Annotated in this window: 17 protein-coding genes; 8 read left to right on the top strand and 9 right to left on the bottom strand. The window is 59.9% G+C overall.

Translation table 11 applies throughout. The annotated features are described in order from the left end of the window. Nucleotides 1–44: 44 nt before the first annotated feature. Genes BMZ10_RS20290 through BMZ10_RS20280 form a run of 3 tightly spaced genes read right to left on the bottom strand, consistent with a single transcriptional unit; the run spans nucleotide 45 to nucleotide 1815 of the window. On the bottom strand, nucleotides 45–716 hold the full coding sequence (locus BMZ10_RS20290) for a GNAT family N-acetyltransferase (protein ID WP_093466376.1): 672 nt from the start codon (nucleotides 714–716) through the stop codon (nucleotides 45–47). A gap of 18 nt (nucleotides 717–734) precedes the next feature. Next, the gene (locus BMZ10_RS20285; RefSeq protein ID WP_093466373.1) at nucleotides 735–1181 is read right to left on the bottom strand and encodes a GNAT family N-acetyltransferase; all 447 of its coding nucleotides are present in this window, start codon (nucleotides 1179–1181) and stop codon (nucleotides 735–737) included. Beyond that, nucleotides 1174–1815, bottom strand: a complete 642-nt coding sequence (locus BMZ10_RS20280) for an FMN-binding negative transcriptional regulator (protein WP_093466370.1) — start codon at nucleotides 1813–1815, stop codon at nucleotides 1174–1176. The genes BMZ10_RS20285 and BMZ10_RS20280 overlap by 8 nt, the downstream gene beginning before the upstream one ends. 89 nt (nucleotides 1816–1904) lie before the next feature. On the opposite strand from BMZ10_RS20280, the gene BMZ10_RS20275 reads away from it, so the two are divergent. Both BMZ10_RS20275 and BMZ10_RS20270 read left to right on the top strand, forming a co-directional pair. Then, entirely contained in the window at nucleotides 1905–3464 is a 1560-nt protein-coding gene (locus tag BMZ10_RS20275) for a MocR-like pyridoxine biosynthesis transcription factor PdxR (RefSeq protein ID WP_093466367.1), read from the top strand. A gap of 141 nt (nucleotides 3465–3605) precedes the next feature. Further along, entirely contained in the window at nucleotides 3606–4817 is a 1212-nt protein-coding gene (locus BMZ10_RS20270) for a YeeE/YedE family protein (RefSeq protein ID WP_093466364.1), read from the top strand. A 120-nt stretch (nucleotides 4818–4937) separates the two neighbouring features. Here the strand turns inward: BMZ10_RS20270 and tkt are convergent, their stop codons facing one another. After that, on the bottom strand, nucleotides 4938–7034 hold the full coding sequence (tkt, locus tag BMZ10_RS20265) for a transketolase (protein ID WP_093466361.1): 2097 nt from the start codon (nucleotides 7032–7034) through the stop codon (nucleotides 4938–4940). 183 nt (nucleotides 7035–7217) lie between these two features. Here tkt and BMZ10_RS20260 point away from each other — a divergent pair, with 183 nt between their 5' ends. Then, nucleotides 7218–8096, top strand: coding sequence for a bestrophin family protein (locus tag BMZ10_RS20260; protein ID WP_093466358.1), 879 nt, complete (start codon nucleotides 7218–7220; stop codon nucleotides 8094–8096). 176 nt (nucleotides 8097–8272) lie between these two features. Here the strand turns inward: BMZ10_RS20260 and BMZ10_RS20255 are convergent, their stop codons facing one another. From BMZ10_RS20255 to BMZ10_RS20245, 3 genes are all read right to left on the bottom strand, one after another. After that, nucleotides 8273–9277, bottom strand: coding sequence for an asparaginase (locus BMZ10_RS20255; protein ID WP_093466355.1), 1005 nt, complete (start codon nucleotides 9275–9277; stop codon nucleotides 8273–8275). A 30-nt stretch (nucleotides 9278–9307) separates the two neighbouring features. Further along, on the bottom strand, nucleotides 9308–10762 hold the full coding sequence (locus BMZ10_RS20250) for an alanine/glycine:cation symporter family protein (protein ID WP_093466352.1): 1455 nt from the start codon (nucleotides 10760–10762) through the stop codon (nucleotides 9308–9310). Nucleotides 10763–11014: 252 nt separating this feature from the next. Then, complete coding sequence (locus BMZ10_RS20245) at nucleotides 11015–12439, bottom strand: aspartate ammonia-lyase (protein ID WP_093466349.1); 1425 nt, start codon at nucleotides 12437–12439, stop codon at nucleotides 11015–11017. 338 nt (nucleotides 12440–12777) lie between these two features. Between BMZ10_RS20245 and BMZ10_RS20240 the strand changes: the two genes are divergently transcribed. The 5 genes from BMZ10_RS20240 (at nucleotide 12778) to BMZ10_RS20220 (ending at nucleotide 16554) form a co-directional block, all read left to right on the top strand. Next, the gene (locus BMZ10_RS20240) at nucleotides 12778–13689 is read left to right on the top strand and encodes a LysR substrate-binding domain-containing protein (RefSeq protein WP_093466347.1); all 912 of its coding nucleotides are present in this window, start codon (nucleotides 12778–12780) and stop codon (nucleotides 13687–13689) included. Nucleotides 13690–13900: 211 nt separating this feature from the next. Beyond that, the gene (gene purE, locus BMZ10_RS20235) at nucleotides 13901–14392 is read left to right on the top strand and encodes a 5-(carboxyamino)imidazole ribonucleotide mutase (RefSeq protein ID WP_074754780.1); all 492 of its coding nucleotides are present in this window, start codon (nucleotides 13901–13903) and stop codon (nucleotides 14390–14392) included. Nucleotides 14393–14399: 7 nt separating this feature from the next. Continuing rightward, on the top strand, nucleotides 14400–15482 hold the full coding sequence (locus BMZ10_RS20230; RefSeq protein WP_093466345.1) for a 5-(carboxyamino)imidazole ribonucleotide synthase: 1083 nt from the start codon (nucleotides 14400–14402) through the stop codon (nucleotides 15480–15482). 211 nt (nucleotides 15483–15693) lie between these two features. Beyond that, a complete protein-coding gene (locus BMZ10_RS20225) occupies nucleotides 15694–15939 on the top strand; it encodes a GlsB/YeaQ/YmgE family stress response membrane protein (RefSeq protein ID WP_093466343.1) in 246 nt (81 codons plus the stop codon). 78 nt (nucleotides 15940–16017) lie between these two features. Further along, nucleotides 16018–16554 (top strand): DUF3299 domain-containing protein, encoded by a 537-nt coding sequence (locus BMZ10_RS20220; RefSeq protein WP_093466341.1) that lies wholly within the window; start codon nucleotides 16018–16020, stop codon nucleotides 16552–16554. 80 nt (nucleotides 16555–16634) lie between these two features. Here the strand turns inward: BMZ10_RS20220 and BMZ10_RS20215 are convergent, their stop codons facing one another. After that, nucleotides 16635–17546: a D-hexose-6-phosphate mutarotase gene (locus BMZ10_RS20215; protein ID WP_093466339.1), complete on the bottom strand. Its 912-nt coding sequence runs from the start codon at nucleotides 17544–17546 to the stop codon at nucleotides 16635–16637. 99 nt (nucleotides 17547–17645) lie between these two features. Next, on the bottom strand, nucleotides 17646–18047 hold the full coding sequence (locus BMZ10_RS20210; RefSeq protein ID WP_093466337.1) for an acyl-CoA thioesterase: 402 nt from the start codon (nucleotides 18045–18047) through the stop codon (nucleotides 17646–17648). Nucleotides 18048–18384 lie beyond the last annotated feature (337 nt).

The raw sequence follows: 18384 nt of genomic DNA, 5'->3' as shown, positions 1-18384 counted from the left end.
TGCACGATTTTCGGAATCGTCCGACCCGTGTGCGAGATCGGAAGCTACGCCGATCGCAACTGCGCCAGGGTCTTGATCTGCTCGCCATCATTGAAATTATCCACATCCAGCCAAGCCTTGAACGCCTTTCCTAATGCCGGCCACTCGCTGTCGATGATCGAGAACCACGCCGTATCTCGGTTTGCCGCTTTGACCACCATGTGCTGACGGAACGTGCCCTCGAAGGTAAACCCGAACCGTTGCGCGGCCTTCATCGAGCGTGCGTTGTCAGCGTTACATTTCCATTCGAGCCGACGGTTGCCGAGCGCGAACGACTCCTTGGCCAGCAGATAAATCGCCTCGGTGCCTTTGGGTGTGCGTTGCATGGACGCGCCGAACGTCACGTGACCGATCTCGATACGGCCTTGGGCGGGGACAATGGACATCAGGCTCAGAAAACCATCGATGGTCCCGGTTTCCTGATCGATCACGGTGTAGAACCACGGATCGGTAGAGTTCTGCAGTCCGGACAAGTAATCACCAAACACGGCGCGCTCGGCAAACGGTCCCACAGCCAGGTAATCCCACAGTTTGGCGTCTGAGCCAGGGCCTTGCAACGCTGCCCAGAGCCCGTCGCCATGGCGCGCAGCGTCGAGCTTTTCAAGACGAATGAAACGTCCGTCCAGTGTTCGTGCGTCTGGCAATTTTGCCGATTGCCAGTGTTCAAGATTCGACATATTTATGATTCCCGGGCCTTACAACGGTTTGCGAAACTGGATGAAACCTGGACGCTCGGCGATGCGCTCGTAGAGCTGTATGGCGGTGGCATTGCTCTCATGAGTCAGCCAGTGAACCTTATCGGCGCCCGCTGCCCTCGCGACCGCGTACACGTATTCGATCAGCTTGCGACCGACGCCGGTGCCACGCTGCTCCGGCACCACCAGCAGGTCCTGCAGATAGCACGCGTTGTGGATGCTCCAGTTAGAGCGGTGATAAATGAAGTGAACCAGGCCGACCGCTTTGCCGTCCTGCCAGGCGAGCGCCGCGTTAGTCGGTTCGCTGCTGTCCAAAAACCGCTGCCAGGTGCTTTGCGTCACGGCATCGGCCAATTCGGTTTTGTAGAACGTCAGGTACGCCTCCCACAGCGGCAGCCAGGCGTGTTCATCGGCGGCCGTCACCGTCCGGATGTGTAAATCAGACACTGGATTCTCCTTGGCTCATCAATCGAGCGATTTCCTGATCATTGGGGTCCTGGCTGCCGGCCAGCCCTTGGCTTACGCCGGCGATGTCTTCAGGGCTGCGGTTTTGATTGAGTTTGCGCTTGCCCTCGAGCCGCTCGATGGGAATGGCAAAGCCAACGATGCCGCTGAGCATTTTCTGGATGTAATCGGCAGGGGCGTCGCTGACCGCCCAAGGCTCGGACCGCACCGCTTCGTGCTTGTCCGTCAGGCCGGACACGATCCGCAACAGGCGCTCGGGGTCAGAAAAAACCTCTGGCCGGCCATACGCATGGATCGCCACATAATTCCAGGTAGGCACCACTTTGCCGTGCTCGGCTTTGGCGGCGTAGAAGGACGGGCTGATGTAGGCGTCCGGCCCCTGAAAAATCAGCATCGCTTCGGCGCCTGAAGCGAGGGCTTTCCACTGCGGGTTTGCCCTGGCGAGATGGCCGGACACCGTGCCGTTGGGTCCTTCTGCCGCATTCAGTAACACCGGGATATGGCTGGCCTGCAGCCCGGTTTCGTCGAACGTGACCAAGGTTGCCAGGCGCGCGTTGTCGATCTGCCGATGGAGGCTGGCGAGATCCTCGTCTTTGAAATAGTTGGGCGTATACATGATATTTCCCTTGGCGACTGAGCTAATCGTAGGCAGCCTATTGGTTCGATGTAAGAGCCATTAATGGTCGATTTCATAGAGCCAATGACATGCCTGATGTGACGCCGTCTCTCACGTTCGACTTCGCTGGCATTGAGCTGGACCGGCGCCACGGACTAAGTCGTCAGCTCTATCTGGCGCTGCGCCAGCGAATTCTCGATGGCCGTTTAAGCAGCGGTACGCGGCTGCCTGCGAGCCGTGATCTCGCCGGGTCTTTGTCGATTTCGCGCAACAGCGTGATGCGCGCATACGATCAACTGTACGCGGAGGGTTTCACCCAGGGGCGCATTGGTGATGGGACCTATGTCGCGCTTCTGCCGGAAGAATCTACAGCCGCCAAGTCGCAGTCGCAAAAACTATCCACAAAACTGTCCACAGGCTTATCACCAAGCTTATCAACAGGTTTATCCACAAAATCCGCAGAAATGGCTGGTGATTTATCCAGTGAAGTTATCCACAGTGTTTCCATGGAGAGGCTGAAAACCCATCATCTGACGGTACCTAAAGCCGGCCTTCCTTGCGCATTCCGAGTAGGAGTACCCGCATTCGACCTGTTCCCATTCGACGTATGGAGCAGGCTGCACGCGGCTTTCTGGCGCAAGCCCGGGCTGAATCACTTGGGTTACGGAGACCCGGCGGGTGAGTGGCGGCTTCGCGAGCTGATCGCTGTTTATTTGAGAACTTCCCGTGACTTACAGTGCACCCCTGAACAAATTGTGATCACCAGTGGTGCGCAGCAGGCAATTACCCTTTGTGCACAGCTGTTGTTGAACCCCGGCGATGCGGTCGCGATCGAGAATCCGGGTTACCGGGCCGCCGGCCATGCATTCGCCATGGCGGGTGCAACGTTGCGCGGCATGCCGGTGGATGTCGACGGCATGCGAAGTCCCGATGTCGACGACCTCAGTTGCAGATTCGCCTACGTCACGCCGTCCCATCAGTATCCGCTGGGTGTAACCATGAGCCTGGCGCGGCGGCTGGAATTATTGGCGTGGGCTGAGCGCACTCAGGGCTGGATCGTCGAAGACGACTATGACGGTGAATACCGCTACAGCGGTGCGCCTCTCACGCCGCTGGCCGCACTGGATCGGAACGGTCGAGTGCTCTACGTCGGCACGTTCGGCAAAGTGGCCTTCCCGGCGTTGCGTCTGGGGTATCTGGTGCTGCCGCGAAATCTGGTCAAGCCTTTCAGCCAGCGGCGCGCCGTGGACATGCGCCACTCTGAGGTTGGCACGCAGATGGTCATGGCCGAATTCGTTGCTGCCGGCCACTTCCAGCGGCACATCCGCCGCATGCGTCGCGCGGCCCTGAATCGTCGCGATGCATTGCTTGCTGGATGGCCGCAGGACTTGCCTGGCTGCGGCCCGATGCCCAAGCCGTTGGCGGGTCTGCATGTGTCCGTGAAGGTCGACAGCATCGAGCGCGAACGGGAACTGATCGCCAAGGCCCAGGGCGTGGGGGTCGAGGTGTCGGCGTTGAGCGATTATTGGCTGCCCGACTCAGAAACGCCTGTGGATAACCGCGCGGGATTAGTATTGGGATTTGCGGCGGTGCCCGAGGCGGATATTGCTTCGGCGCTTGAAAGGCTTCGCAGTGTCTGGCGGGATTAATGCCCGATCTGCCTGGCGCATTGACTGACCCGCGAGTGCATTGAGCCGTTGAGTGTCGGACTGTGCAGTGGGCATATTGCTTAAACCCCCGCATTGACGGGCGTATACTCGCGCCATTGCAACCTTCCTTGAGATACGTCCATGAGTCTTCCCCTTTCTGCGACGCCGGAACGCAAGTTCGGCACGCCGTTGATTGCTTTCATCTTGCTTGTCGTGGGTGCGCTGTTCCTTCAGTCCGCCGTGGGTGGCAAGCAGGTCCTGTTGCTGATCGTCGGTGCGGCACTGGGCCTGACCCTGTACCACGCGGCATTCGGTTTCACCTCGGCGTGGCGGGTGTTCATCAACGAGCGTCGTGGCGCCGGTCTGCGCGCACAGATGGTCATGCTCGCCATTGCTGTCGTGTTGTTCTTCCCAGCCTTGGGCGCGGGCACGTTATTCGGCAACCCGGTCACTGGACTGGTCGCGCCGGCCGGCGTGTCGGTAGTGTTCGGCGCGTTCATTTTCGGCATCGGCATGCAGATGGGCGGTGGCTGCGCGTCTGGCACGTTATTTACGGTGGGCGGCGGCAACGCCCGAATGCTGGTGACCTTGCTGTTCTTCATCATCGGCTCGGTCATCGCCACTCATCATGCTGACTGGTGGTTTTCGCTGCCGTCGTTTCCGGCGACTTCCATCGTCAAAACATTCGGCGTGTTTCCTGCGTTGATTATGAGCCTGGCGCTGTTCGCGGTGATCGCCCTGATCACCGTGAAGCTAGAAAAGCACCGCCATGGTGAACTGGAAGCTGCCGTCACCAGTGAGCACGTCGGGTTGCGCCGTTTCCTGCGCGGTCCCTGGCCGCTGGTATGGGGCGCGATTGCACTGGCGTTGTTGAACTACGCCACCCTGGCACTGGCAGGGCGTCCGTGGGGCATCACGTCGGCCTTTGCCTTGTGGGGCGCGAAGGTTGCGAGCGCGATGGGCGTGGACGTTGGCAGCTGGGTATTCTGGCAGATGCCGGCGAATGCCAAGGCTCTGGCCGCCCCTGTGTGGGAGGACATCACTACGGTCATGGACATCGGCATCATGTTGGGTGCGGCAGTGGCCGCGGGTCTTGCGGGACGTTTCTCGCCAAGCCTGAAGATTCCGACCCGATCCTTGATCGCGGCGGTATTAGGCGGGTTGCTGCTCGGTTATGGCTCGCGGCTGGCGTACGGCTGCAACATCGGCGCGTACTTTAGCGGCATCGCATCCGGCAGCCTGCATGGCTGGCTGTGGCTGATCGCGGCATTTGCGGGCAACGCAGTGGGCGTGCGCATTCGCCCGTTCTTCTTTGAAGGCGAGCGTCGTCCGGTTGCGCTGACGGGCTGCTGAGCTCAGTTCAAGGCGATCTCTACAGGCGCGCGCCTGCCCGCGATGGCGGTGTGTCGATGACGGGTTTCCCGCCTGACACAACGCGAACGCGGGCGAGCGCGGTTCTGCAAAGAAACCGCATTAACCCTTCAATTGATCTTTCGCTACTTTTGCGATGTTCTCGGCTGTAAACCCGAATTTCGCCTGCAGCTTGTCGATCGGAGCGGAAGCGCCGAAGGTGTTCATGACAATCTTCGCGCCGCTCTGGCCCACGTAACGATCCCAGCCCACGGGTCCAGCCTGTTCCACTACAACGCGTGCGGTAACGCTCGGCGGGAAGACGCTGTCGCGGTAGGACTTGTCCTGATCTTCGAACAATTCCCAGCTCGGCATCGACACGACGCGCGCGGCAATCCCTTCGGCCTTGAGCTTCTCGAACGCTTCGACGGTCATGCCGACCTCACTGCCAGTGGCGATCAGAATCACCTCCACTTTGTCCTTCACGGCATCGGCCAATACATACGCGCCTTTCGCGACGTTCTCGGCGCTGGCGTACTTCGAGCGATCCAGTGTTGGCATCGGCTGGCGCGACAGGATCAGGCTGCAAGGGCGATGCGTCTGCGCCAGCGCGACTTTCCACGCTTCTGCGGTCTCGTTGGCGTCACCCGGACGCAGCGTCACCAGACCCGGCGTGGAACGCAGTTGCGTGAGGTGCTCGATAGGCTGGTGAGTGGGACCGTCCTCTCCAACGCCGATTGAGTCGTGGGTAAACACGAAGACCACCGGCAGCTCCATGATCGACGCCAGGCGGATCGGCGGCTTCATGTAATCGCTGAACACCAGGAAGGTTGAGGTGTAGGGGCGGATGTAGGAGAGCGCCAGACCGTTCGCAATCGAACCCATGGCATGCTCACGCACACCGAAGTGCAAGTTGCGGCCGCCGTAGCTGCCTGCTTCGAAGCTGCCTGCACCCTCAAAGGTGAGATTGGTTTTGGTGGACGGAGAAAGGTCCGCCGATCCCCCGATCAACCACGGAATCTGCTGGGCGAAACCGTTGAGAACCTTACCGCCGGACGCACGTGTGGCCTGGCCTTTTGCATCCGCTTCAAAGCTCACCGCCGTGTTACGCCATCCCTCCGGCATCTCCCCGGCACGCATCCGCTGCAGTTCATCGGCCAGCGCCGGATCATCTTTCTCGAAGCGGGCGAAGGTCTCCTGCCAGGCCTTGAAGTCGCCGCCGTTGCGCTCCAGCAATGCGTCCCGCAACACGTGACGGGCTTCTTCAGGAACCAGAAAACTGCTGTTTTCATCCCAGCCGTAGGCTTTCTTGGTCAGCTTGATTTCGTCCTCGCCCAAGGGTTCGCCATGGGCGGCAGCCGTGTTGTGCTTGTTCGGCGAACCATAGCCGATGACGCTGTCGACCACGATCAGCGTGGGTGCATCGTCGGTGCGCTGGAATGTCCTGATGGCCTCGGCCAGCGCCGCGGCATCGTTGGCGTCCTTCACGTGAAGGGTTTTCCAGCCGTAACCTTCGAAGCGCTTCTGCGCATCGTCGCTGTAAGCCAGCTCGGTGTGACCTTCGATGCTGATGGTGTTGTTGTCGTAGATCCAGCAAAGGTTGGAGAGCTTCAAATGGCCCGCAATCGAAGCCGCCTCTGCCGTTACGCCCTCCATCATGTCGCCGTCGCCGCACAGGACGTAAACGTTGTAATCGAACAGCGTGGTGCCCGGTTTGTTGAAGCGTTCGCCCAACCAGCGCTCGGCCATGGCCATCCCCACGCTGTTAGCGCAGCCCTGACCCAGCGGACCGGTGGTGGTCTCGACCCCGGTGGTCATGCGGTATTCAGGGTGACCAGGCGTTTTGGAGTCCAGCTGGCGGAACAGCTTGATGTCTTCGAGACTGACGGCAGGTTTGCCGGAAGGTGTGCCGTGGGCATCGATCTCCACCACCCCGGCCAGGTGCAGCAAGGAGTAAAGCAGCATCGAGGCATGCCCGACAGACAGTACAAAGCGATCGCGGTTTGGCCAGTCAGGATGTTCCGGGTGATAACGCAGGAAATCTTTCCACAGCGTGTAGCCTACTGGCGCCAAGGCCATGGGCGTGCCGGGGTGACCGGAGTTGGCCTTTTGCACAGCGTCCATCGCCAAGGTACGAATCGTATTGATGGTCAATTGGTCGCGGTCGGTGTGCGCTGTGATAGGTCGGTCGGTGGAGTGAGAGGTGGCAGACGAGCTCATTAACTTTCTCCTCGTGACGTAGGGCTTGAACATCCAGATAGGTGTTGAGCCCGATGAGGCGCCGTTCGTTCCATGAATAATCTGTCAGCTGGACGGCGAACCAACCGGTCCATTTGTTCTCGAACCTTTGGGGTTTGTGCATGTTGCCGTCCCGCAATTCAGAACCGGTATCGGGGGTGGCTTTTGCAGGAAACGATCATCAGGAAGTATCGAGCCATGATCAGGACTTTCACCTACATCGGTTGGTCACTGTTCTGGCTTCTGATCTGGGACGTCATCGTCACCGTTGATTTCATGCTGTACCTGGAGCGCAAGATAACCTTGCCCTCCATGCCTCTGACCCTGCTGGGTTCGGCGCTTGTGGTACTGACCAGTTTTCGCAACAGCAGCGCGTACAACCGATGGTGGGAAGCGCGCACGCTTTGGGGTGCGCTGGTGAATAATTCCCGCAGCTTCGCCCGGCAGGTGCTGACGCTGATCGACGATGAGGATGAGCTCAATCCGGTCAAAGCCGTACTGCTGCGCAGACATGTGGCTTTCGTCGAATGCTTGTCCGCCCATTTGAAAGGCAGCGAATGCGGTGAAGACATCACCGCCATGATCCCGCGTGACGAGTACGAACGACGCAAGCGTACCAACAACTTTCCCAACTCGATCCTCAATGAATCCGCCGCCATCATCGCTGCCGAATACAAGGCAGGCCGGCTGGATAGCATTCGCCTGGAGCGGCTTGAAGCCACACTCGTGGAAATCTCCAATTGCCAGGGCGGCATGGAGCGTATCGCAAACACACCGCTGCCTTACCCGTACGTGACCTTCCCGCGATTGTTCATCACGTTGTTCTGCATCATCGTGCCCATCGGCCTGGTTGAGACCTTGGGCTGGTTCACGCCTCTGGCGTCGACAGTCGTAGGATTCATGCTGCTGGCCATCGAGAAGATCGGCACGGATCTGCAAAGCCCGTTCAAGGCTTCCGAGCATGAGATCCAGATGAAAGCGCTGTGTGAAAACATCTCCGGCAACCTCAACTCCATGCTGCAGGACGCCATGGAAAAGCGATAAGCCGGGATTGCGCAAGGACCGTTCAGATCTGCAGGCGCTGGCCTGCGGATCTGGACGCAGATGAGTCAGCAGCCCATGCGGACAGATGCGCGATTGCATTGCTGGTTGACATCGTACTGCGAGACTGCGGAAAGAATCGCGATCGGTACTGCGTCTGGTTTTGAGCGCTGACGCCGTTAGCGCAGTTCACCACAGACATCCAGCTCTACCAGCCGGCGGATTTCGTCTTTGGCCAGTCCCGCGCCGAGCAGCGCGTGCAGTTTGCCGAGCGCGGCTTCGCGCGTCATGCCGCCGCCGGACAACACGCCGGCGCCGCGCAGCCGACTGCCGGCTTCGTAGATGTCCAGCTCCACGCCACCTTCGTGACACTGAGTAATCGCGACCACCACGATGCCTTGACGATGCGCCCGTTGCAGGCTTTCGAGGAAGGCCGGATTGTCGCTTGGCCCTGTGCCGCTGCCGAAGCATTCCAGGACCAGACCCTCGATGCCGCTGTCGATCAACGCGTCCAGCTGAGCGGCACTCATGCCGGGAAACAGCGGCAGCACCGCGACATTTGCCAGTGTTTTCGGCTGCCGGTAGTCCAGCGCTGCGGGCAGCGCGGACACTGCCTCGCCGCCCCGGGAGCGATTCAGTGCCGCGAAGGGATTGCGCCCAAAGCTGCGAATTTTCGCGCAGCGCGTGGGTTCAAGCACTTCGCCATGAAAGTACAGGTGCACCCCCGACGTCAGGCCTTTGCCCAATGCTTGCAGCGCGCCGTTGACGTTCTCCCATGCATCGCTGTCAGCCACACCGGCAGGCAACATGGACCCGGTGAACACCACTGGCGCCGTCAGGCCCAACAGCTGAAAGCTCATGGCGGCCGCGCTGTAGGCCAGCGTATCGGTGCCGTGCAGGACGAGCACGGCATCGCAGCCCTGAGCGTCGACCGCATCGACGACCGCTTCGCGCAGGCGCTGCCAGTAGGCAGGCGTCATGTTGGCGCTGTCGATCAGGGGCGACATTTCGCGAAAAGTCCACTGCGGCACCGTAAGCCCAGGCAACGCCGCGAGCTGTCCGGCCATGCGGGACTCGAAGCCGGACGCCGGCGCCAGCCCATTTTCGCTGGCCTGCATGCCGATCGTCCCGCCGGTGTAGAGCACCATGACCTGCCGGGCCGCCGTGAGTTTTTCGCGATTCATGCCTGTCTCCCTGGACTGACTGTCAACAGATTAAGGTGTTTCAGTGGCCGGCTTGCCGCTCGCAGCCGCAGGCGTGGCGACCGGTTGAGCGTGGCCGGGCTTGGGCCAGGCTTGCAAGTCCAGATCCAGATCCGGGAACTGACTGGAATCGAAGACCGGCGTATCGATGCCTGCCTTACGCTGTGCATCGTAGTCCTGCAGGATACGCAAACCGACTTTGAACAGCATTGCCAGGGCGATCAGGTTGACGAACGCAAGCAGTGTCATCGTGATGTCGGCGAATGCAAACACGGTTCCAAGGTCCTCGACCGCACCCCACAGGATCAGCGCCAGGACCAGCGCGCGATAGCCTATCAGCGCCTTGCGGTTTTCACCGAGCAGGAAGCGCAGGCTGTTTTCGCCCAGGTAGTAGTTGTAGAGGATCGAGGTGAACACGAACAAGGCCAGCGCCACGCTGATGAACAGCTTGCCCCAGTCACCAACAACGGCTGCCAGCGAGTTCTGCGTCAGCGCGATGCCGTCGCCCTCGAAGCCTGGCGTGTAGAAGCCCGACAGCAGAATCAGTAAAGCGGTACAGGTGCAGATCACGAATGTATCGAGGAACACGCTGAACGCTTGAACCACACCTTGCGCAACCGGATGCTGAACCTCAGCCACCGCCGCGACGTTGGGCGCGCTGCCCAGGCCTGCTTCGTTGGCGAATACGCCGCGCTTGACGCCCATGACGATAGCGCTGCCGATCAGGCCGCCGAATACTTCATCTAGCCCGAATGCACTTTTGACGATGGTCATCAGCATCTGCGGGACGTGTTCGAACTGCACGCCGATCACATAGAGCGTCACGGCGATGTAGACCAGCGTCTTGATCGGAACCAGCAGATCGGCCACCGCCGCGATACGTTTGATACCGCCGATGAAAACCAGGCCCAGCAGCACCGCCAGGCCGATACCGGCATAGCCCGGGGAAATCTTGAACGCGTCATTGAGCGAGTGGGTGACGGCGTGGGACTGCAGGCCATTGAAGGCGAAACCGAATGTCACCAGCAGCAGGACAGCCATGACCATGCCCAGCCAGCGTTTGCCCAGCCCGTGCTGGATGTAATACGAAGGTCCGCCGCGATACTGGCCTTCTGCGTCGCAGCGTTTATACAGCTGGCCGAGGGAACATTCGAAGAAACTGCTGGCCATGCCGACCAGAGCCGTGACCCACATCCAGAACACTGCGCCAGGTCCGCCGAGGGTGACCGCAATGCCAACGCCGGCGATATTGCCCGCGCCGACGCGCCCGGCCAGGCTGAGCATCAGGGCCTGAAACGAGCTCAGCTGTCCCGAGCTGCTGCGCAGGCTCTCGCGAAAGACCGCGAACATGTGGAAGAAGTGGCGTAACTGAACGAAGCGCGAGCGAATTGTGAAGTATCCACCGAGCCCGACGATGAGCACGATGAGCAGTTTTCCCGAGAGGAAGTCGTTGATGACTTCAAGCATTGAATGTTCCTCGCTTTTTTAGAGGGGCCGCACTATACCGGTGCGCGTTATTGGAGTCTGTAAACCATTTCCTGCTTTGCGGGCGCACATTGCCCTTCAGAAGGCCGCAGGCAATTGTGACTCGCGTGAAGTTGAACAATTCCGGGCAAAAAAAAGGGCCTGAAGTGTTTACTTCCGGCCCTCAAAAGGGTGAGGGGTGTCTAGGCCCTCAGCCTGGTGATCGTGTTGCAGTTAAAGCGTCAGCGTCCGGAATCAGGCCTTCAGAGGCACCAGTCTCGGCGCGATCATGTTTTCGGGGCGCAGAATGTCGGCGAGCATGACGTCGTCGAGCAGGCCTTCTTCACGCACCAGTTCCAGTACACCGCGGCCTGTTTCCAAGGCAACGCGGGCGATACGCGTGGCGTTTTCATAGCCGATGTAAGGGTTCAGTGCGGTGACCAGGCCAATCGAGTGCTCGACCAGTTCACGGCAACGGACTTCGTTGGCGGTGATGCCGACGATGCAATGTTCGCGCAGCATGTCCATGGCGCGTTGCAGCAGGCGGATCGAATCAAAGATCTTGTAAGCGATCAGTGGCTCCATCACGTTCAGCTGCAGCTGGCCGCCTTCGGCTGCGACAGTGAGCGCCAGATCGTTACCCATGATTTCGAACGCGCACATGTTCACGGCTTCCGGAATCACCGGATTGACCTTGCCCGGCATGATCGAGCTGCCCGGCTGGCGCGCTGGCAGATTGATTTCGTTAATACCGGTACGCGGTCCGCTGGACAGCAGGCGCAGGTCGTTACAGATCTTCGAGAGCTTGACGGCTGTGCGCTTGAGCATGCCCGAGAACAGTACAAAGGCGCCCATGTCCGAAGTCGCTTCGATCAGGTCAGCCGCAGGGACCAGCGGCTGACCGCTGATGGTCGCCAGACGCTGTACCGCCAGATGCTGATAACCAGGGTCGGCGTTGATGCCCGTGCCGATCGCGGTACCGCCCAGGTTGACCTCGGTCAGCAATTCAGGGGCCAGACTGCGCAGGCGGTTGAGGTCCTCGGTCAGCGTGGTGGCGAAGGCCCGGAATTCTTGGCCCAGCGTCATCGGCACGGCGTCCTGCAACTGGGTGCGGCCCATTTTCAGGACGTGGTTGAATTCCTGACCTTTGGCCGCGAATGCCTGAATCAGGCTGTCGAGGCTGGCGAGCAAGGCGTCGTGACCCAACAGCAGGCCCAGACGGATCGCCGTCGGGTAGGCGTCATTGGTCGACTGCGCCATGTTCACGTCGTTGTTGGGGTGCAGGTATTTGTATTCGCCTTTGGCATGGCCCATCGCTTCAAGCGCGATGTTGGCGATGACTTCGTTGGCGTTCATGTTGGTCGAGGTGCCAGCGCCGCCCTGAATCATGTCGACGACGAACTGCTCGTGGAAATCGCCCCGTATCAGGCGAGCACATGCTTCGCTGATTGCCGCGTGCTTCTCGTTGCTCAAATGCCCCAACTGATGGTTCGCATCGGCAGCCGCTTGCTTGACCATCGCCAGTGCCACGACCAGCTTGGGATAGTGCGAGAGCGGAACGCCGGACAGGTGAAAGTTGTTCACCGCACGCAGGGTCTGAATGCCGTAGTACGCTTCAGCGGGTACTTCGAGGACGCCAAGCAGGTCTTTTTCGATGCGAAATGATGCAGCGCAGGACATGATAGAGAAAGTCTCAAGAGAGGCACGGACTAAGCCGGAACGCCTTTAATACTAGGCCTGTGGACGATTGCGAACCAATGCTGTTAAGCGCTAGCCTATGCGCAAACGGCATAATGCGGATGTGACGTTCGGATTGTGACGAGCGTGTTAACGGATATTCAGAATGCTCTGCGGTCCTGTGGGCGTGAGCTTGCTCGCGATTGCTGTTTGCCTGCAACGAGTGGGTTGTCTGGCAGACATCCATCGCGAGCAAGCTCACTCCTACAGCCGGCGCATTCCGACCGAATGACACGGCGTGCAGCGAAACTCGCCGAGACCGGTAGCCTCTGGAGAACACGATGAACCTGGAAAGCAAATGGCTGGAAGATTTCAGCGCACTGGCCGCGACCCGCAGCTTCTCCCAGGCGGCAGAGCGGCGCTTCGTCACACAGCCGGCGTTCAGCCGACGCATTCGTAGCCTTGAGGCCGCGCTTGGGCTGACGCTGGTCAACCGGTCGCGCACTCCGATCGAGCTGACGGCGGCCGGGCAATTGTTTCTGGTCACTGCTCGCACTGTAGTCGATCAGTTGGGCGAAGTGCTGCGCCACCTGCATCATCTGGAAAGCGGGCAGGGCGAGGTCATGCAGATCGCCGCCGCACACTCGCTGGCGTTGAGCTTCTTCCCGCGGTGGATCGCGCAGTTGCGTAACGAGGGATTGAACATTGCGACCCGTCTGGTCGCCACCAACGTTGGCGACGCGGTGCACGCGCTGCGCGAAGGCGGCTGCGACCTGATGCTGGCGTTCTATGACCCGGACGCTGCGTTGCAGATGGACGCCGAAATATTTCCGTCGCTGCACCTTGGCATGACCGAAATGCTGCCGGTCTGCTCGGTCGACGCCGACGGCCAACCGTTGTACGACCTGGAAAGCGAACAGAGCGTACCGCTGCTGGCCTACAGCGCGGGGGCGTTTCTGGGGCGTTCGGTCAACTTGCTGTTGCGTCAGCGCGCGCTGCGCTTCACGACGGTGTACGAGACCGCCATGGCCGACAGCCTGAAGGGCATGGCGCTGCAGGGTCTGGGTATCGCATGGGTGCCCCGACTCAGTGTCACTGCCGAGCTTGAACGCGGCGAGCTGGTGATCTGCGGCGGCCCACAGTGGCACGTGCCACTGGAGATCCGCCTGTATCGCTGCGCGCTCGTGCGCAAGGCAAACGTGCGCCTGCTGTGGCGCAAGCTTGAGGGCGGCGCATCACAACCCGGCGTTTGACCTTAGAGTCAGTAAATACGCGGGATCCGGCCCTTGATGATCGGCTGACAGGAGGTCGTCAGCGTTCTGTCAAACAGCACTCTTTGCGGTATACTGCGCGGCCTTTGGCCGGTTCGACTGGTCATAATTCGTACGACAAGCCACGCCGGTCCTCCCGCGTGGCTTGTTGTTTTTAGACGCGCCTGCGGGCGCCCGATGAAGAGGCACGACGATGAGCGCACTGGTTGGCGTGATCATGGGCTCCAAGTCCGATTGGTCCACCCTTAGCCACACCGCCGACATGCTGGAAAAGCTCGGCATTCCGTACGAAGTCAAAGTGGTTTCGGCTCACCGCACGCCGGATCTGCTGTTCCAGTACGCCGAAGAGGCCGAAGGCCGTGGCATCGAGGTGATCATCGCCGGTGCCGGTGGCGCCGCCCACTTGCCGGGCATGTGCGCAGCCAAGACCCACCTGCCGGTGCTGGGCGTTCCGGTTCAGTCTTCCATGCTCTCGGGCGTCGATTCGCTGCTGTCGATCGTGCAGATGCCAGCAGGCATTCCGGTTGCCACTCTGGCCATCGGCAAGGCAGGCGCAATCAACGCTGCGCTGCTCTCGGCGAGCATCCTGGGCGCCAAACACCCGCAATTCCACGCGGTGCTGAAGAAATTCCGCACTGAGCAGACAGACAGCGTTCTGGACAATCCAGACCCACGCGAGGCCTGAGGTTTTCATGAAGATCGGCGTAATCGGTGGCGGCCAGTTGGGCCGCATGTTGGCTCTGGCGGGCACACCGCTGGGAATGAACTTCGCTTTTCTCGACCCCGCGCCGGACGCTTGTGCTGCCGCACTGGGTGAGCATCTGCGTGCCGATTACGGCGATCAGGATCATTTGCGTCAGCTGGCTGACGAAGTGGATCTGGTGACCTTCGAATTCGAAAGCGTGCCGGCTGAAACGGTCGCGTTTCTGTCGCAGTTCGTGCCGGTCTATCCGAGTGCAGAAGCCCTGCGTATCGCCCGTGATCGCTGGTTCGAAAAAAGCATGTTCAAGGACCTGGGCATTCCGACGCCTGCGTTCGCCGACATCCAGTCCCAGGCGGATCTGGACGCGGCGGTGGCCAGTATCGGCCTGCCTGCCGTGCTGAAAACCCGCACACTGGGTTATGACGGCAAAGGGCAGAAAGTCCTGCGCGAGCCGCAAGATGTAGTCGGCACCTTCGCCGAGCTGGGCAGCGTGCCGTGCCTGCTCGAAGGCTTCGTGCCCTTCACCGGCGAAGTCTCGTTGATCGCCGTACGCGCGCGTGATGGCGAGACCCGTTTCTATCCGCTGGTGCACAACACCCATGACAGCGGCATCCTGCGCCTGTCCATCGCCAGCACCGATCACCCGTTGCAGGGATTGGCAGAAGACTACGCCGGCCGTGTGCTCAAGCAGCTGGACTACGTCGGCGTGCTGGCTTTCGAGTTCTTCGAAGTCGACGGTGGCCTGAAAGCCAACGAGATTGCCCCACGTGTGCATAACTCTGGGCACTGGACCACTGAAGGCGCCGAATGCAGCCAGTTCGAAAACCACCTGCGCGCTGTGGCTGGCCTGCCGCTGGGCTCGACGGCCAAGGTGGGCGAGAGCGCAATGCTCAATTTCATCGGCGAAGTGCCTGCAGTGGATAAAGTCATCGCCATCGAAGACTGTCACCTGCATCACTACGGCAAGGCGTTCAAGACAGGCCGCAAGGTCGGTCACGCGACCGTGCGCAGCAAAGACCGCGCAACCCTGGATCAACAGGTGAAGCAGGTCGAGGCGCTGATCAAAAACTGACCAGCGCAGTGCTAATGATAGAAGCGCGCTTGCCCGAGACAGGGGTGGGTCAGACACCCACAAGTTTGACCCTTATCGCAGCCCAGGCAAGCCGCACTCCTGCAAGTCCGCGTTCATTGCGTTGAACCATTCCTCCCCCGCGCCCCTCTCATAGCGTGTTGCCGATCGCCGACCAGGCTTTGGCATATTCATTCAAACAGAGGGACATGGCATGGGAATCATTGGAACCATCTTCATCGGCCTGATCGTGGGTCTGCTCGCTCGTTTTCTGAAACCGGGCGACGACAGCATGGGCTGGATCATGACCATTATTCTGGGTATCGCCGGCTCTCTGGTCGCGACCTATGGTGGTCAGGCGCTGGGTATTTATCAGGCAGGCGAGGGTGCTGGCTTCCTCGGCGCGCTGGTGGGCGCAATTGTGCTGCTGGTGATCTACGGCCTGATCAGAAAGAAATGAAAATGACGCTGGCCCTCTGCGTTATTGCGGCGCGGAGGGCTAGAATGCCCGGCACATCATCCTCAGCCGAGCCTCTCAATGCGTCGCCTTCTTCTCGTTTCCCTGCTGCTGGTCTGTGGACTGGCACGCGCCGCTGAACCGCCTGAAACCGACTGGCTGGAGCTGATGCCCAAGTCGGACCAGAAAGCCCTCGAAGCCATGCCCGAAATCGACCACAACTCCCCGGAGGCTCAAGGGACGTTCGACAGCAAGGGCGGTTTGAAACAGAGCAAGGGCTTGCCTGCGGTCATGTATTCGACCAAAACCGTAGCTGCCATGAATGACAAAACCATTCGTCTGGGCGGTTACCCGGTGCCGCTGGAAACCGACGCCAAAGGCCACAGCACGCTGTTTTTTCTGGTCCCTTATCCTGGGGCCTGCATCCACGTACCGCCTCCGCCGCCAAACCAGCTGGTCCTCGTTCGATATCCCAAAGGCCTGAAGATCGACGATATCTACACGCCGCTGTGGGTGATCGGCACCTTGAAGGTCGAAAAGGTCAGCAACGACCTGGCCGACGCCGCCTATGCGTTGGATGCATCGAAGGTGCGAGTGGTGACCGAGGCGGATTTGTAACGCTCTCTGGCAGAAGTTGCAGCTGGGGCAAACCTGTGGGAGTGAGCACGCTTACTCCCACAAAGCTGATCAGCGTCTGATCAATCGTCTGTCAACGGCTCTGCCCAGATGCTCACGCTCATCACATGCATGTCGTTGGGCTTGAGCGTCACGATGTCGCCCATGACGTTCGCGGTTTCGACACATACCATGTTCTGCCAGCCGTCAGCCTCCATGTCACTGAAGGTCTTGGTTTTCTCGATCCACGGGTTCCATACCACCGAAGAGTTCGAACCGATGGTTTGAATCTGGATTCGGCGTTTCCACGCGGGATCGACAATGGAAATCAGGTCGGGTGTGTCTTGATAGATGCGGTCTGTTTCGCCAGTGAAGGTGATGTCACCTGCCTGCACATTCTGTTTTTCCCAGCTTTCCAGCGTGTTCAGGTAGCTGACGCCGTCCAGGCCTTCGATGCTGACCTGTTTGATGTCGCTGATGGCGAAATAACTGTGCAGCGCCTGGCTCAGGGTGACGTCTTCGGAGCCCGCGTTAAAGCTGACCAGGCTGACGTTCAGTGCTGCATCAAGGCGAATCTGCAGCTTCAGGCCGACGGTGTGCGGCCAGCCGGGCAGCTGCCCTTCAGCCTTGGGCTGAATGAACTCGACGATCAGCGCTTCGCCGTCTTCGCCCATGCCCATCAATTCCCAATCGATCGCGCGGACCTCACCGTGGGCGTTCGCTGGTTCGCTACTCTGGCGCATGGCCTGAACGCTTTGCGGGTTACGCTGGAAGTTGCCGAACCAAGGCCAGCAAATCGGCATGCCGCCACGAATCGCCTTACCTTTGTGGAAGACTGCGCCCGGATTGGACCAGATCAAAGGCTGATCGCCATCGACCTGGTAGCTGACGATGTGCGCGCCTTGCTGGGCGACAACCAGTTCGGCCGTGCCGTGGCTGATTCGCCAGCAATTAAGCTCACCGAGCTGGATGGATTCGACTTGTGGCGTAGGCATAGGGGCTCTCACTCAAAGGACAGTGACTGAATCAGACTGTGCCAAGCTTGATGAGTTTAATGCCCAAAGCCAAGTGCCGCGCTGCTGAAGCGTGATCCGTCAGCGCCGCGCAGGAACCGAGCGGGTGCGGCCGCTACCGTCGATGGCCACGAATACAAACACGGCCTCGGTGACTTTGCGCCATTCGCTGGACAGCGGATCGTCGCTCCAAACCTCCACCATCATCTGGATCGAGCTGCGGCCGATTTCCAGTGTCTGGGTATAAAAGGACAGTTGTGCGCCCACGGCGACTGGCACCAGGAACGCCATGCGGTCGATCGCGACGGTTGCAACGCGCCCGCCCGCCACTTTGCTGGCCATGGCTGTACCGGCCAGGTCCATCTGGGCCACCAGCCAGCCACCAAAAATGTCGCCGAAGCCGTTGGTTTCGCGCGGAAGCGCGGTGATCTGCAATGCCAGATCGCCTTGCGGAATAGGATCTTCTTGTTCGAGCTCAATCATGCCGGGGTCCCTCTGACCCATGACTCTCAAGTCTTCATTACGTTGAAAAGGGAAACTCTGCGAAAACGACTTGTTGAAAAATGGCTTCGCACAATTTCCCTGAATGATGGGTGGAGTCGCGGCTGGCAAGTATATCGGCCGATGCCCCGAGACACGACCGTTGGGTTCCCATTTAATCTCTCTCTCATTGCAATCCATGTGCACCTGCACACAATTTGCTATCGTGCCGAACCGATTTGGCACACTAAGCCTTTATTGGTACGCAATTTTGATGCCCGATTGCACAGTCGAGTCGATAAATCGCGTATGGAGCCGTTACCCGCGGCCTTTTTCGCTG

The organism is Pseudomonas sp. NFR16 (genome assembly GCF_900108875.1).
GTDB lineage: Bacteria > Pseudomonadota > Gammaproteobacteria > Pseudomonadales > Pseudomonadaceae > Aquipseudomonas.
This window is presented reverse-complemented; position numbering and strand designations above follow the sequence as displayed.

What these genes read in the sequence shown, in the direction of transcription:
- BMZ10_RS20290 (WP_093466376.1), bottom strand. Translation starts at nt 716, where the DNA reads ATGTCGAATCTTGAACACTGGCAATCGGCAAAATTGCCAGACGCACGA.
- BMZ10_RS20280 (WP_093466370.1), bottom strand. Translation starts at nt 1,815, where the DNA reads ATGTATACGCCCAACTATTTCAAAGACGAGGATCTCGCCAGCCTCCAT.
- BMZ10_RS20275 (WP_093466367.1), top strand. Translation starts at nt 1,905, where the DNA reads ATGCCTGATGTGACGCCGTCTCTCACGTTCGACTTCGCTGGCATTGAG.
- BMZ10_RS20270 (WP_093466364.1), top strand. Translation starts at nt 3,606, where the DNA reads ATGAGTCTTCCCCTTTCTGCGACGCCGGAACGCAAGTTCGGCACGCCG.
- tkt (WP_093466361.1), bottom strand. Translation starts at nt 7,034, where the DNA reads ATGAGCTCGTCTGCCACCTCTCACTCCACCGACCGACCTATCACAGCG.
- BMZ10_RS20255 (WP_093466355.1), bottom strand. Translation starts at nt 9,277, where the DNA reads ATGAATCGCGAAAAACTCACGGCGGCCCGGCAGGTCATGGTGCTCTAC.
- BMZ10_RS20250 (WP_093466352.1), bottom strand. Translation starts at nt 10,762, where the DNA reads ATGCTTGAAGTCATCAACGACTTCCTCTCGGGAAAACTGCTCATCGTG.
- BMZ10_RS20245 (WP_093466349.1), bottom strand. Translation starts at nt 12,439, where the DNA reads ATGTCCTGCGCTGCATCATTTCGCATCGAAAAAGACCTGCTTGGCGTC.
- BMZ10_RS20240 (WP_093466347.1), top strand. Translation starts at nt 12,778, where the DNA reads ATGAACCTGGAAAGCAAATGGCTGGAAGATTTCAGCGCACTGGCCGCG.
- purE (WP_074754780.1), top strand. Translation starts at nt 13,901, where the DNA reads ATGAGCGCACTGGTTGGCGTGATCATGGGCTCCAAGTCCGATTGGTCC.
- BMZ10_RS20230 (WP_093466345.1), top strand. Translation starts at nt 14,400, where the DNA reads ATGAAGATCGGCGTAATCGGTGGCGGCCAGTTGGGCCGCATGTTGGCT.
- BMZ10_RS20225 (WP_093466343.1), top strand. Translation starts at nt 15,694, where the DNA reads ATGGGAATCATTGGAACCATCTTCATCGGCCTGATCGTGGGTCTGCTC.
- BMZ10_RS20220 (WP_093466341.1), top strand. Translation starts at nt 16,018, where the DNA reads ATGCGTCGCCTTCTTCTCGTTTCCCTGCTGCTGGTCTGTGGACTGGCA.
- BMZ10_RS20215 (WP_093466339.1), bottom strand. Translation starts at nt 17,546, where the DNA reads ATGCCTACGCCACAAGTCGAATCCATCCAGCTCGGTGAGCTTAATTGC.
- BMZ10_RS20210 (WP_093466337.1), bottom strand. Translation starts at nt 18,047, where the DNA reads ATGATTGAGCTCGAACAAGAAGATCCTATTCCGCAAGGCGATCTGGCA.